General features: G+C 62.9%; 12 protein-coding genes and 1 pseudogene. 5 read left to right on the top strand and 8 right to left on the bottom strand.

The window, feature by feature from the left end; genetic code table 11:
* From ADJ79_RS04620 to holA, 6 genes are all read right to left on the bottom strand, one after another.
* Complete coding sequence (locus ADJ79_RS04620; RefSeq protein ID WP_050714989.1) at window positions 1–303, bottom strand: hypothetical protein; 303 nt, start codon at window positions 301–303, stop codon at window positions 1–3.
* Window positions 300–569 (bottom strand): hypothetical protein, encoded by a 270-nt coding sequence (locus ADJ79_RS15155; RefSeq protein WP_216597152.1) that lies wholly within the window; start codon window positions 567–569, stop codon window positions 300–302. Before ADJ79_RS15155 ends, ADJ79_RS04620 begins: the two co-directional genes overlap by 4 nt.
* Window positions 553–1263: an ABC transporter substrate-binding protein gene (locus ADJ79_RS04615; RefSeq protein WP_216597151.1), complete on the bottom strand. Its 711-nt coding sequence runs from the start codon at window positions 1261–1263 to the stop codon at window positions 553–555. The genes ADJ79_RS15155 and ADJ79_RS04615 overlap by 17 nt, the downstream gene beginning before the upstream one ends.
* A gap of 24 nt (window positions 1264–1287) precedes the next feature.
* Window positions 1288–2064, bottom strand: coding sequence for an ABC transporter ATP-binding protein (locus ADJ79_RS04610; RefSeq protein ID WP_050714988.1), 777 nt, complete (start codon window positions 2062–2064; stop codon window positions 1288–1290).
* Window positions 2061–2840 carry an ABC transporter permease gene (locus ADJ79_RS15405; protein WP_050714987.1) on the bottom strand — a complete coding sequence of 260 codons (780 nt, stop codon included), beginning with the start codon at window positions 2838–2840 and terminating at the stop codon, window positions 2061–2063. Before ADJ79_RS15405 ends, ADJ79_RS04610 begins: the two co-directional genes overlap by 4 nt.
* 437 nt (window positions 2841–3277) lie before the next feature.
* Entirely contained in the window at window positions 3278–4369 is a 1092-nt protein-coding gene (gene holA, locus ADJ79_RS04600) for a DNA polymerase III subunit delta (RefSeq protein ID WP_050714986.1), read from the bottom strand.
* A 301-nt stretch (window positions 4370–4670) separates the two neighbouring features.
* Between holA and alr the strand changes: the two genes are divergently transcribed.
* Window positions 4671–5750 carry an alanine racemase gene (alr, locus tag ADJ79_RS04595; RefSeq protein WP_050714985.1) on the top strand — a complete coding sequence of 360 codons (1080 nt, stop codon included), beginning with the start codon at window positions 4671–4673 and terminating at the stop codon, window positions 5748–5750.
* A 54-nt stretch (window positions 5751–5804) separates the two neighbouring features.
* On the opposite strand, the gene argE is transcribed toward alr, so the two are convergent.
* A complete protein-coding gene (gene argE / locus ADJ79_RS04590) occupies window positions 5805–6980 on the bottom strand; it encodes an acetylornithine deacetylase (RefSeq protein WP_050714984.1) in 1176 nt (391 codons plus the stop codon).
* A 102-nt stretch (window positions 6981–7082) separates the two neighbouring features.
* Here argE and htpX point away from each other — a divergent pair.
* A pseudogene (gene htpX, locus ADJ79_RS04585) lies at window positions 7083–7967 on the top strand (protease HtpX).
* A 433-nt stretch (window positions 7968–8400) separates the two neighbouring features.
* Here the strand turns inward: htpX and ompA are convergent.
* The gene (gene ompA / locus ADJ79_RS04580; RefSeq protein ID WP_050714983.1) at window positions 8401–9045 is read right to left on the bottom strand and encodes an outer membrane protein OmpA; all 645 of its coding nucleotides are present in this window, start codon (window positions 9043–9045) and stop codon (window positions 8401–8403) included.
* A gap of 60 nt (window positions 9046–9105) precedes the next feature.
* Here ompA and ADJ79_RS15565 point away from each other — a divergent pair, with 60 nt between their 5' ends.
* From ADJ79_RS15565 to ADJ79_RS04570, 3 genes are all read left to right on the top strand, one after another.
* Complete coding sequence (locus ADJ79_RS15565) at window positions 9106–9237, top strand: hypothetical protein (RefSeq protein WP_256381508.1); 132 nt, start codon at window positions 9106–9108, stop codon at window positions 9235–9237.
* A gap of 66 nt (window positions 9238–9303) precedes the next feature.
* Window positions 9304–12003, top strand: a complete 2700-nt coding sequence (gene gyrA, locus ADJ79_RS04575; RefSeq protein WP_050714982.1) for a DNA gyrase subunit A — start codon at window positions 9304–9306, stop codon at window positions 12001–12003.
* Window positions 12004–12016: 13 nt separating this feature from the next.
* Window positions 12017–12694, top strand: coding sequence for a hypothetical protein (locus ADJ79_RS04570; protein WP_050714981.1), 678 nt, complete (start codon window positions 12017–12019; stop codon window positions 12692–12694).
* Window positions 12695–12696: the final 2 nt, after the last annotated feature.

Below are 12696 nucleotides of genomic sequence, written 5' to 3'. Positions count from 1 at the left end.
TCAAACGTGGAAATAATGCGGAGTACGAATGGTATAAGCAGAGGTGCTTTCCACTTCCACGCAATCCACCAGCCCGGGGCCGGGAAAGCCCAGCCGCCAGTACAGCTCGCGCCGCTGCACGGGTTCTTCGGGCGAGAGCAGGCGCAGGCCCAGGCCAGCCACGCGCGCCATGAGCGCGGCGGCAATGGCGTGGGCGTGGGAGGCGTACTTGATGAAATCGGCGGGGCCGATTTCGATCACGCCGTCTTGATCGGCCACCCGCACGATGTGCGAGCCGGCGGGGATGGGGGCGGGCGGGTTCATTGGGCGCTGGCGCCATCCAGCGCGGCGGGGGCGACGAGGGCGCGCACGTCCACGCGGTTGCGCATCATGCCGTTGTCCAGCATGAACTGCATGTCGGCTTCCAGGGCGCGGAAGTCGCTCTCGCTCAGGCGCTGGGTGAAGTGCGTCCAGTCGTAGAGCTGGCGGGCTTCTTGCTCGCTTACGTTTTGCAGGCGCGCGCCCAGGGCAATGGCCTCTTCGCGGTGCGCCTGAATCCACTGCCAGGCTTCGTCATGCGCGGCCACCACGACCTGCACGCAGTCGGGGGTGCGCTTTCAGGAATTTTTCGCTGGCGGTCATGGTCAGCAAGGGCGCGAGCAAATCGGTGGCGCGCGCCAGCACATGGGCGCCGTCTTTTTGCGCGTTGAGCACGAAATTGGCCGCCAGCAGCGCCGCGTCGGCCTTGCCGCTTTGCACGGCAGCAAAGGCCTGGGGCAGGTCCATCTGCACGAAATTGACTTGCTGCACGCTCATGCCCTCGCGCGCCAGCGCGGCGGCCAGCAGCTGGTGCAGCACGGTGCCCTTGGGGCCGGCGACGGTCTTGCCCTTCAGATCAGCCACCGCGTGCGGGCCGCCCTTGGCGGCCACGATGGCGAAAACGTCCGTCGGGCGCGCAACGCCCGCGATGATGCGCACAGGGTTGCCTTCGCCATTGGCTATCAGCACGGAGGCGGTGTTCATCACGCCGCCTATATCCAGATCGCCGCTGGCCAGCGCCTGCGCCTGCTTGGCGCCGGAGGTGATTTCAGGCCACTGCGCCTGCAGGCCCAACGGCTCCAGGTGCTTTTGCAAGATGCCCTTTTCCTTCATCACCATCAATTGCAGGTTGAAGGGCGCGCGCACGTAGCTGATGCGCAGCGGCTTGGGTTCCTGCCGGGCATGAGCCGCCGGGGCGATCAGCGCCGAAAGCAGGCACAGGGTGAAAAAGAAACGTCTTTTCATGAAATACAGCTCCTTTGTGAAAGCTCAGGGGAAAGAAACAGGAGAAACCGGAGCGGCCGCAGAGACGGAAAGGGCAGAAGCTGCGTCAGCGGCGCGCAGGGCCTGCACGATCTGGCTTCTGGCCTCGTCCGCGCGCCAGGGCGCGTTCCACTGCCGCGCCACGCGCCCGGCCTGCATCACGAACAGGCGGCGGCCCAGCGCAAGGGCCTCGTCCACGTCATGCGTGACGAACAGGCAGGTGGTTTGCCGCGTGGCGATGAGCTGGCGCAGGGCCGCCTGCAAGCTGCGCCGCGTGATGGCGTCCAGCGCGGCAAACGGCTCGTCCATCAGCAGCAGGCGCGGCTCGCGCAGTAGGGCGCGCGCAATGCCCACCCGCTGGGCCATGCCGCCCGAAAGCTCATGCGGAAACAGCACCTGCGCGCCCGCCAGCTGCACCACTTCCAGCGCCTGGCCGATGCGCTGCGCCTTCTGCGCCCGCTTCATGCCCCTGCGATGGGCCAGCGCCAGCCCCAGGTTCTCGCCCACCGTCAGCCAGCGCAACAGGCACGGGGCCTGAAACACCATTGCGCAATCCTGCGGCCGCGCCAGCACCTGGCCTGCATCCGGCGGCAGCAGACCGGCCGCCACGCGCAGCAGCGTGGACTTGCCGCAGCCCGAAGCCCCCAGCAGGCAATTGATGGCGCCAGCTTCCAGCGCCAGCGAGGCATCGCGCAGCACCTGCCGCCCGCCCAGGCGCAGGCTCACGCCCTCAAGCACGGCCTCGAGTGCGGCCCCGAGTGCGGCAACAGGCGCTTCGCTCACGCAGTCACCTCCGGAAAGCGCCGCCCCAGCAAAGCGGCGGCCGCGCGCTGAAAGGCCCAATCCATCGCCCAGCCCAGCAGGTCGATGACCAGGATGCCCACCATCACCACGTCCGTGCGCTGCAACTCCTGCGCATCAAGAATCAGATACCCCAGCCCGCTGCCCGCCGCAATCAGCTCCGCCGCAATCAGCGCCCGCCAGCTGTAGCCAAAACCCAGGCGCACTCCCGTCACCAGCGAAGGCACGGCCGCCGGCGCCGCAATGCACACCACATACGCCCAGCGCGGCAAATCCAGGCTGCGCGCCAGCTCGTCGTCTTGCGCCGTCACGCAGCGAAAGCCGCCCAGCGCATTCAGAAACACCGGAAAAAACGAAGCCAGCACGATGATGCTGATTTGCGTGGCATTGCCTATGCCCAGCCACAACACCAGCAGCGGCGTCAGCGCCAGCGGCGGAATCATGCGCAGCAGCGCCAGCGGCGCGGCTGTCAGGTCTTCCACCAGCCGGAACCGCGCCACCGCCCCCGCCAGCGCAATGCCCGCCGTGCAACTGATCAGAAACCCCACCCCAATGCGCGCCAGCGAAGCTGCGGCATGCGCCGCCAGCACCCCGCTCTGAAGCAGCCGCGCGCCCGTGGCCAGCACCGCCAGCGGCCCCGGCAGCAAATAGGCCGAAACCCAGCCGCTGCGCGCCACCAGCTCCCACAGCAGAACCAGCGCCGCCAGCGGCAGCGCCACGCGCAGATTGCGGCGCGCGGAAGAAAGACGCTGCGTCATGCCCGCTCCCGAACCGGCTCATCAGCACGCGGCAGGCGCGCGATGGACATTTGCCAGAGCCTGTTCACGGCCAGGCCGCGAAAAGCCAAGAAGCGCATCGGACCAGGAAAGGCATGAACAGGGAACGCACAGCGCCATTTCGCCCCGTGAGTCATGGCAAGACATCCAAAAGCCTGTCGTTACAAACTGCCGGATGATATGGCTTCGCATTCAGCTGCACGCTGCATTTGAGGTCATGGCGCAGCATCGCCGTGCGCTGCCGCGCTGCAAGCCCAAGACGAGCGCGGGCGCCTTTGAGCGAGCTTTGTTCATCTGGTTGAATCAATAAGAGGAGCAAATTTGAGTGGCAAGAAATGCCATTCAGCGCAGATTCCACTAGGACATATTGCTATCTATAAAGGAGCGAATAGGACTGGGCGGGCTGGGAGCGCGGGCTTTTAGCGCCTGCAGGCGGCGGCGCAGGCGGCCGTCAGGCCTTGGGCCAGGCGGTGCAGCGCGGGCCAGGGGGCGGCTGGCCAGCCGGGGGCTGGCAGGCCCTTGCAGATGCCGTCCACGAAGTGCGCGGCTTGCAGCAGGCTGGCCAGTTGCGCGGCGGGCAGGCCGGGCAGGGCGCGTTCGATGAGGCGCTCGCGCTGGCCCCACACGCGCGCTTCGCGCAGGGCCAGGGGCAGGGGGCGGCCAGCGGCGGTGGCGTCTTTCACGCGCTTGAGGGTGCGGATGTCTTCGGCAATGGCGTAGTGCACCAGCACTTCGGCTTCGCCTTCGGCTCGCAGGCCGTCGAGCATTTTTTGCGTGCGGGCGCGCTGGCCGGCCAGCATGGCTTCGGAGAGTTTGAAGACGTCGTAGCGGGCCACGTTGAGCACGGCGGCTTCAATTTGCGCGCGGCTGACTTCGCCTGGCGGGTAGAGCAGGGCGAGCTTGCTGATTTCCTGATGCGCGGCCAGCAGGTTGCCTTCCACGCGGTCAGCGAAAAAGCGCAGGGCCTGCTGGCCTTCTTCACCTGCGGGCACGCGCTGGCCCTGGCGCGCCATGCGTTCGGCTATCCACGCGGGCAGGCGGGCGCGGTCGATGGGGTCGGTCTGCACGCACACGCCCGCCGCTTCCAGCGCCGTGAACCACGGGCTGGTTTTGGCGGCTTTGTCCAGCCGGGGCAGGGTGATGAGGGTGAGCACGCCTGGGCCTGGCGCGTTGGGAGTGGCTTGTGCGGCCTGCCCGGCAATCTGCGCGGCCAGTTGCTGCAAGGCCGCGCTGCCTTCCTTGCCGGGCTTGCCGGACGGGATGCGGATTTCCACGATCTGCTTTTGCGCAAAGAGGCTGAGCGACTGCCCGGCGGCCAGCGGAGCGCTCCAGTCGAAGTGCGCGCCCATCACGGTGTGCACGCTGCGCTCGGCATGCCCGGCGGCGCGTGCGGCGGCGCGGATGGCGTCTTGCGCTTCCTGCGCCAGCAGCGGTTCATCGCCGTGCAGCACATACAGCGGGCGCAGCCCTTGGGTCAGGTGGGCGGGCAGTTGCGTGAGGGGCAGTTGCATGGGCGGCAAGGGGGTGGAAGAAGCGGGTGATTGTCTTTGTCTGGGCGCGGGCAGGCATTGGAGCGGCCAGCCGCACAGGCGTTGATTTGCTCTTGTATCAATAGCGTGATGTCCGCATGGACGGGCGCAAAAGGGTGTTTTCATGGGTGCCGATTTGCTCCTTTTTTTGATGAGAAAAATGGGCTTTCAGGCCGTCTGGGCGCTTGGCAGGGCTGCGGGGCGGGGCTGGCGCGCGCCAAGCCGCCGTGAACCCCGGTGACACAATCGCCGCCTTCGCTTTCCGCCCCCCTGCCGCTTCGCCATGCCCCGCCCTCTTTTGGCTACCGTTCATCACGCCGCGCTGCGGCACAACCTGGCGCGCGTGCGGCAGGCGGCGCCGGAGGCGCGGGTGTGGGCCGTGGTCAAGGCCAACGCCTACGGACATGGCATTGAGCGCGTGTTCGAGGCATTGCGCGGCGCCGATGGCTTTGCGCTGCTGGAGCTGGATGAAGCCGAGCGCCTGCGCGCCTTGGGCTGGCGCGGCCCCATCTTGCTGCTGGAAGGCGTGTTTGAGCCGCGCGATCTGGAAACCTGCTCGCGCCTGAATTTGTGGCACGCCGTGCATTGCGACGAGCAGATCGACTGGCTGGCCATGCACAAGACGCACCAGCCGCATCGCGTTTTTCTCAAGCTCAACAGCGGCATGAACCGCTTGGGCTTCGCGCCTGGCCGCTACCGCGCCGCCTACGCCCGGCTGGCGGCGCTGCCCCAGGTGGAGGAAATTTCGCACGCCACCCACTTTGCCGATGCCGATGGCGCGCGCGGCATTGCGCTGCAGCAGGCCGTGTTCACGCAAGCCACGCAGGGCCTGCCCGGCGAGCGCACGCTGTGCAACAGCGCCGCCTTGCTGCGCCACGCGGGCGATGCGTCTTCTGACTGGGTGCGCCCGGGCATTGCCCTTTACGGCAGCTCGCCCGACTACCCTGCGCATAGCGCCAGCGATTGGGGCCTGCAGCCCGCCATGTCGCTGACCTCGCGCCTGATCGGCGTGACTCACGTGCAGGCCGGGGAGCGCGTGGGCTACGGCGGCCTGTTCACGGCACAAGGCCCCATGCGCGTTGGCGTGGTGGCCTGCGGCTACGCCGATGGCTACCCGCGCGAAGCGCCCACCGGCACCCCCGTGCTGGTGGAGGGCGTGCGCACCCGCACCCTGGGGCGCGTGAGCATGGACATGCTGGCCGTTGATCTCGCTCCCGTGCCGCAGGCCGCTTTTGGCTCGCCTGTCACCCTTTGGGGGCAGGGGCTGTCCATTGATGAAGTGGCCCACGCCGCTGGCACCGTGGGCTACGTGCTGATGAGCGCCCTGGCTCCGCGCGTGCCCGCCGTGGTGGATGAGGCCTGAAGCCTTGCCGGAGGGCTTCAGGAATCTGCCTGCGGCCTGATGCGGCTTGAAGGCCTATCCAAAGCCGCCTTGCCGCCTTTGCCCCAGAGCCAGGCCCAGGCGTTGCAGAAAGCGGTCGCACTGTTCTAGTTGCTCAAGGGTGACGTACTCATCAGCCTTGTGAGCCTGCTCGATGCTGCCGGGGCCGCAAACGATGGCCGGGATGCCTGCTTGCTGGAACAGCCCTGCTTCCGTTACGTAGGCCACCTTGCGCGGCTGGCGCGCGGCCAGGGAGAGCACGAGCCTGGCAATGTCTGTTTGCGCGCAGCCATCCAGCGCAGGAACGCTGACGCCGGGCGTGATATCGATGCGGGCATCAGGGCATTCGGCCCGCATGCGGGGCAGCAGCGTGCTTTCCACATAGTGGCTGACGCGGGCCTGAATGCCAGCGGCAGGCGAGCCGGGCAGGTTGCGGATTTCGTAGCTGAATTCGCATTCGGCGGGGATGACGTTGAGCGCCATGCCGCCGCTGGCAAGGTTGGTGGAGAGGGTGGAAAAGGGGACGTCATAGCCCTCGTCAAACGGGCCGTGGGCTTTGCAGGCATCAGCCACATCGCGAATATGGCTGATGAGACGGGCGGCGTATTCAATGGCGTTGCAGCCCTGTGGCGTGAGCGAAGAGTGGGCAGCGCGGCCATGCACGCGGCAGTGATACAGGCTGATGCCCTTGTGCGCGATGACGGGCTGCATGGAAGTGGGTTCGCCCACGATGCAGCCATCGGCCCGGATGCCGCGCTGGACCACTTCGTGCAGCAAGGCGCGCGCGCCCAAACAGCCCACTTCTTCATCGTATGAAAGGGCCAGATGCACGGGTTTGCAGCCCGGGTTGGCCACGTAGCTGGGCGCCCAGGCGAGGACGGCGGCGATAAAGCCTTTCATGTCCGCGCTGCCCCGGCCGTACAGGCGGCCCTCGCGTTCGGTGAGGGTGAAAGGATTGCTGCGCCACGGCTGGCCATCAACGGGGACAACGTCGGTATGGCCCGACAGAATGATGCCGCCCTGGGTGCTGCCATCTCGCGCGGGCAGCGTGGCGAAAAGGTTGGCTTTGGGCTGAGTGGCGCTGGCGTTGAGCCAAGGGTCAATGCCGAGGCGGCGTAGCGCATCGCGCACGGTTTCAATCAGCCCCAGATTGGAGAGGCGGCTGGTGGTGTCCAGCGAAATCAGCGTGCGCAGCCAGGAATGGGTATCCATGAGAACTCCTCTGAAAGGGAATATGAAGAATTGTGAGCGCCGCTTGAAATCGGCTCTTTGGCCATCATCATCAGGCGTCGCATATTTTTTGAAAAGGAACTCATGAAACGCATTGCCCTCTTTCTGGCTACCAATATTGCAGTCATGGTAGTAATCGGCCTGATCACGAGCATATTTGGTCTGAACCGTTTCATAGGCCCCAACGGGGTCGATGTCGCCACTCTGATGGGATATTCGCTGGTGGTGGGATTTGCTGGAGCCACGATTTCGCTGCTGATGAGCAAGACAGTGGCGAAAACCAGCATGGGCGTGAAAATCATCAACCAGCCGCAAAATGCAGACGAAGCCTGGATTGTGTAAACCGTGCGCCGGTTTGCTGATAAAGCAGGCATTGATATGCCAGAAGTGGGCATTTACCAAGGCGAGCCTAACGCGTTTGCCACGGGGGCCTTCAAAAACAGCGCGCTGGTGGCCGTTTCCACAGGTCTTTTGCAGGGCATGACGCGCGAAGAAATCGAGGCCGTCATTGGCCACGAAATTGCTCACGTGGCCAATGGCGACATGGTGACCATGACGCTGATTCAAGGCGTGATGAATACCTTTGTGGTGTTTCTCAGCCGCCTGATCGGAACCCTGATCGATAGCGCGCTGCGCCGCAATGACGACAGCAACGGCGCTCCCGGCATTGGCTATTACGTCAGCACAGTGGTGCTTGATATTCTTTTCGGCTTTCTGGCAGGCATTATTGTTGCCTGGTTTTCCCGGCAGCGTGAATTCCGCGCCGATGCCGGTTCCGCCGAACTCATGGGCCAGTCGCAATCCATGACTCGCGCCTTGCAGCGCCTGGGCGGCATGCACGCTGGCGCTTTGCCAGAAAACATGCAGGCCATGGGGATCACGGGTCAGATTGGAAAGCTGTTTTCTTCGCACCCGCCTATTGAGGAGCGCATTGCCGCCTTGCAAGCGCGGCAGCAGATGCAGCGCTGAAACGGCCGCGACACAGTGCCGGACAGGCTTTCATGCCTGTCCGGTTTTTTTATGCCTGTAGCGAATCTGGAATCACCAACCGGTCAGCGAGACATGGCAGATGTCTAAATGGATCTGAATATTCAGTGTTTCAAAAAACACAATGGCTTGTTATCTGGTCATTGCCGCATGACAGAAAACTTCGCCTTCTGCTCCCGTCCAAATTAAGCGAATAGGCAAGATTGATGAAGGCGCTTTATTGTAAACGATGCGGCCGTGAATCGATCGGTCTTGTAAATATTGTTTATGTTCTATGGAAGGTATAGAACGTTTAGACGGTTGATGGCAGTTGTTGCAGATGAACCAAAACGGTGGTTAATATTCTAACTTGAGCAATAAAAAAGCCCCGGAATAAATCCGGGGCTTTTGGCGCCACTTACGCTGCGATTGGCAATTACTGCTGGGGAGCGTTGCGGGTGCCTACCACTTCGATTTCCACGCGGCGGTTCTGCGCACGGCCCGCTTTGGTCTTGTTGCTGGCCACAGGCTGCAACTCACCCTTGCCTTCAGTAGCAACGCGATCGCTCTCGATGCCCTTGGACACCAGATAAGCCTTCACGGCATTGGCGCGGCGCTCAGACAGGCGTTGGTTATAGGCTTCGGTGCCGATGGAGTCGGTGTGACCGATGGCAACCATTACTTCAAGGTTGATGCCTTGCACCTTTTCAACCAGCTCGTCCAGAATGCGGCGGCCTTCAGGTTTCAGGACAGATTTGTCAAAGTCAAACAGAGCTTCGGCGGAATAAGTGATTTTCTCGACAGCCACAGGCGCCGGAGTGGGTTCAGGCGTGGGAACTGGTTCAGCCGGAGAAGCCGGTTCAGCTGCAGGAGCGGCGGGAGCCAGAGCGCCATCGCAGGTGGCTGCGGCTGTCGCAGGCGTCCAGTAGGCATCACGCCAGCACAGTTCGTTCGTGCCGTTTTTCCAGACCAGTTCATTGTTGGCATTACGCCAGTTGTCAATGTCGCCAGCAGCGGCAAAGGCGGAGCCAGCCACGGTCAAAGCAGCCAGTGCAAGTGCAAATTTGTTCAGTTTCTTCATGGTTCTCCTCTTGGGGAAAAAATCCGCAGCAAACGGCTGCGACAGAATCAAACGCTTCGAGTGACCACCACCAAAACGCTTTTTTCATTGTGCCATATGCCTTGCAAAGAATGGGCGTTTCCCCCGGTGAACAAAGCTGATATGTTCCTGAAACGGCAGAATTTGTTGCTTGCAGGCAACGGGCGTTCATGATGGCTGTGCCCCTAAAATTGACTCCTTTTCCCGTCCCGGCGAAGGCTTGTTGCTGCCTCCATATATATGACTGAATTTGCCAAGGAAACCCTGCCGATTAGCCTGGAAGAGGAAATGCGGCGCAGCTATCTGGATTACGCCATGAGCGTGATCGTAGGCCGCGCCTTGCCGGATGCGCGCGACGGTCTCAAGCCCGTGCACCGGCGTGTGCTGTATTCCATGCACGAAGCCAACAACGTCTGGAACCGGCCTTATGTGAAATGCGCGCGCGTGGTGGGCGATGTGCTGGGACGTTTCCACCCGCACGGCGACTCGGCCACTTATGAGGCGCTGGTGCGCATGGCGCAGGATTTTTCCATGCGCTATCCGCTGATTGACGGGCAGGGCAACTTTGGCTCGGTGGATGGCGACCCGGCAGCTGCCTACCGGTACACGGAATGCCGGCTGGAGCGCATTTCTGGCGAAATCCTGGGCGAAATCGACAAGCAGACTGTCGATATGGCGCCCAACTATGACGGCAAGGAAATGGAGCCGACGGTGCTGCCCACGCGGCTGCCCAATCTGCTTGTTAATGGCTCCGGCGGCATTGCCGTGGGCATGGCCACCAACATTCCTCCGCACAACCTCAATGAAGTGGTGGATGCCTGCCTGCACCTGCTGCACAACCCGGAATCCACAGTCGAAGACTTAATGGAAATCGTGCCCGCGCCCGATTTCCCGACGGCGGGCATCATCTATGGCATTCAGGGCGTGCGGGAAGGCTACCGCACGGGGCGCGGCCGCGTGGTCATGCGGGCCAAGTGTCATTTTGAGGATATTGACAAGGGCCAGCGCCAGGCCATCGTGGTGGACGAGCTGCCTTATCAGGTCAACAAAAAAACCTTGCAGGAGCGCATGGCCGAGCTGGTGCACGAGAAGAAGCTCGAAGGCATCAGCCACATTCAAGACGAGTCGGACAAGTCCGGCATGCGTCTGGTCATTGAACTCAAGCGCGGCGAAGTGCCGGAGGTGGTGCTCAACAACCTCTACAAGCAAACGCAGCTGCAAGACACTTTCGGCATCAACATGGTGGCGCTGGTAGATGGTCAGCCGCGCCTGTGCAACCTGAAAGACCTGCTGGAAGTCTTCTTGCAGCACCGGCGCGAAGTGGTGACGCGCCGCACCATTTTTGACTTGCGCAAGGCGCGTGATCGCGGCCATGTGCTGGAAGGCCTGGCCGTAGCGCTGGCCAATATCGACGAATTCATCCGCATCATCCGCGAATCGCCCACGCCGCCTGTGGCCAAGACCGAGCTGATGGCGCGCACTTGGGACAGTCATCTGGTTCGTGAAATGCTGACCCGCACGCGCGAGGATGGCACAGAAGTGCGCGCTGATGACTACCGCCCGGAAGCTCTTCCACGCGAATTCGGCCTGCAAAAAGATGGCCTGTATCGCCTTTCAGACACGCAAGCGCAGGAAATTCTGCAAATGCGCCTGCAACGTCTCACGGGCCTTGAGCAAGACAAGATCGTGGCCGAATACAAGGAGGTCATGGCGCAGATTGAAGACTTGCTGGACATTCTGGCCCGCCCGGCGCGCGTCACGGCCATCATTGGCGACGAGCTGGCGGCGCTGAAAGCCGAATTTGGCCAGACGGCGGAAGGCGTGCGCCGCTCCACCATCGAACCCAATGCGCAGGACCTGGCCACGGAAGACCTCATCACCCCCACCGACATGGTGGTCACGCTCAGCCACACGGGTTACATCAAGAGCCAGCCGCTGAATGAATACCGCGCTCAAAAGCGCGGCGGCCGGGGCAAGCAGGCCACGACCACCAAGGAAGATGACTGGATTGACCAGATTTTCATTGCCAACACGCACGACTACATCCTGTGCTTTTCCAATCGCGGGAAGCTTTATTGGCTCAAGGTATGGGAAGCGCCATCCGGCTCGCGCGGTTCGCGCGGGCGGCCTATCGTCAACATGTTCCCGCTGGAAGAAGGCGAAAAAATCACGGTGGTGCTGCCGCTCACGGGCGAAATGCGCGCCTTCCCGGCCGACCGCTATGTGTTCATGGCCACGGCGGGCGGCACCGTGAAGAAAACCGCGCTGAATGAATTCAGCAACCCGCGCAAGGCCGGCATCATCGCCGTGGGGCTGGATGAGGGCGACTACCTCATTGGCGCGGCCCTGACGGACGGCAAGCACGACGTCATGCTGTTTTCTGACGGCGGCAAGGCCGTGCGCTTTGATGAAAACGACGTGCGCCACATGGGCCGCCAGGCCCGTGGCGTGCGCGGCATGAACCTGGAAGAAGGCCAGCGCGTGATTGCCATGCTCGTGGCGGAAGCCGAGGCCAGCGAAGCCGAATCCGCCCCCGGCGCGCGCAACAGCGTGCTCACCGCTACTGAAAACGGCTACGGCAAACGCACTCATATCAGCGAATACACGCGGCACGGGCGCGGCACCAAAGGCATGATCGCCATCCAGCAAAGCGAGCGCAACGGCAAGGTCGTTGCTGCCACGCTGGTCAATGCCGATGACGAAATCATGCTCATCACCGACAAGGGCGTGCTCGTGCGCACCCGCGTGGCTGAAATCCGCGAGATGGGCCGCGCCACGCAAGGCGTAACCCTCATCGCGCTAGACGACGGCGCCCGCCTGAGCGGCCTGCAACGCATCGTGGAAAACGATGCCAATGACGCGCCAGCCGACGGCGAAGACGGCAACGCAGACAACGCCGGAAGCGGCGATACCCCTCAACCATCCCCCACCACGGAGTAAATCAGTGAAACCCATGCTCAACAAAACCCTGGCCGCCCTCACTCTGGCCGTTTGCGCCCTGCCTTTCGCGGCGCATGCCCAAGACGCGAAAGCGGACGACGCCAAAAAGGCCCTGGCCGTGAAACTGGCCCAAATCCAGCAAAAAAACGACTCCGTCCAGCTTGCCCACCAGCTGGTGAATGCCGTTGCACAGCCCGTCATTGCCACCTGGTCACAGAACATTGATCAGAACGTGCCTGCCGACAAGCAAAAGGATGTGCGCGAGAAACTGGATGTCGAACTGAAAAAGCTGCTGGACGCCACAGGCAAAACCGTAGAGGCGCAGGCCGCCAAAACGGCTGAATCCGCTCTTGTGCCTGTCTATATGGAGAAATTGTCAGCCGACGAGCTGAAAACCATCGTCGCCTATCTGGAGTCGCCCGCCAGCGCCAAATTCCAGGAGGCGGGCGGTCAGGCTGCCAACGCTTGGGCCGCGCAAATCATCAATGCCACGGAATCCACCGTGGAAGGGCATCTCAAGAAATTTGATGAAGCCGCAGCCAAGATTGTGAAAGCGGCCACAGGCGCCAAGCCTGCTGCGGCAGCCAAGCCGGAAACCAAGACTGAAACAAAGGCCGCGCCCGCCTCTGCGTCTGATGGCGCATCCGGCGGCATCAAGACCAAAGTCGAGCGCGTCGAACAGAAGCAATAAGC

The organism is Ottowia sp. oral taxon 894 (assembly GCF_001262075.1).
Taxonomy (GTDB): domain Bacteria; phylum Pseudomonadota; class Gammaproteobacteria; order Burkholderiales; family Burkholderiaceae_C; genus Ottowia; species Ottowia massiliensis.
This window is presented reverse-complemented; position numbering and strand designations above follow the sequence as displayed.

What these genes read in the sequence shown, in the direction of transcription:
- ADJ79_RS04620 (WP_050714989.1), bottom strand. Translation starts at nt 303, where the DNA reads ATGAACCCGCCCGCCCCCATCCCCGCCGGCTCGCACATCGTGCGGGTG.
- ADJ79_RS04615 (WP_216597151.1), bottom strand. Translation starts at nt 1,263, where the DNA reads ATGAAAAGACGTTTCTTTTTCACCCTGTGCCTGCTTTCGGCGCTGATC.
- ADJ79_RS15405 (WP_050714987.1), bottom strand. Translation starts at nt 2,840, where the DNA reads ATGACGCAGCGTCTTTCTTCCGCGCGCCGCAATCTGCGCGTGGCGCTG.
- holA (WP_050714986.1), bottom strand. Translation starts at nt 4,369, where the DNA reads ATGCAACTGCCCCTCACGCAACTGCCCGCCCACCTGACCCAAGGGCTG.
- alr (WP_050714985.1), top strand. Translation starts at nt 4,671, where the DNA reads ATGCCCCGCCCTCTTTTGGCTACCGTTCATCACGCCGCGCTGCGGCAC.
- argE (WP_050714984.1), bottom strand. Translation starts at nt 6,980, where the DNA reads ATGGATACCCATTCCTGGCTGCGCACGCTGATTTCGCTGGACACCACC.
- ompA (WP_050714983.1), bottom strand. Translation starts at nt 9,045, where the DNA reads ATGAAGAAACTGAACAAATTTGCACTTGCACTGGCTGCTTTGACCGTG.
- gyrA (WP_050714982.1), top strand. Translation starts at nt 9,304, where the DNA reads ATGACTGAATTTGCCAAGGAAACCCTGCCGATTAGCCTGGAAGAGGAA.
- ADJ79_RS04570 (WP_050714981.1), top strand. Translation starts at nt 12,017, where the DNA reads ATGCTCAACAAAACCCTGGCCGCCCTCACTCTGGCCGTTTGCGCCCTG.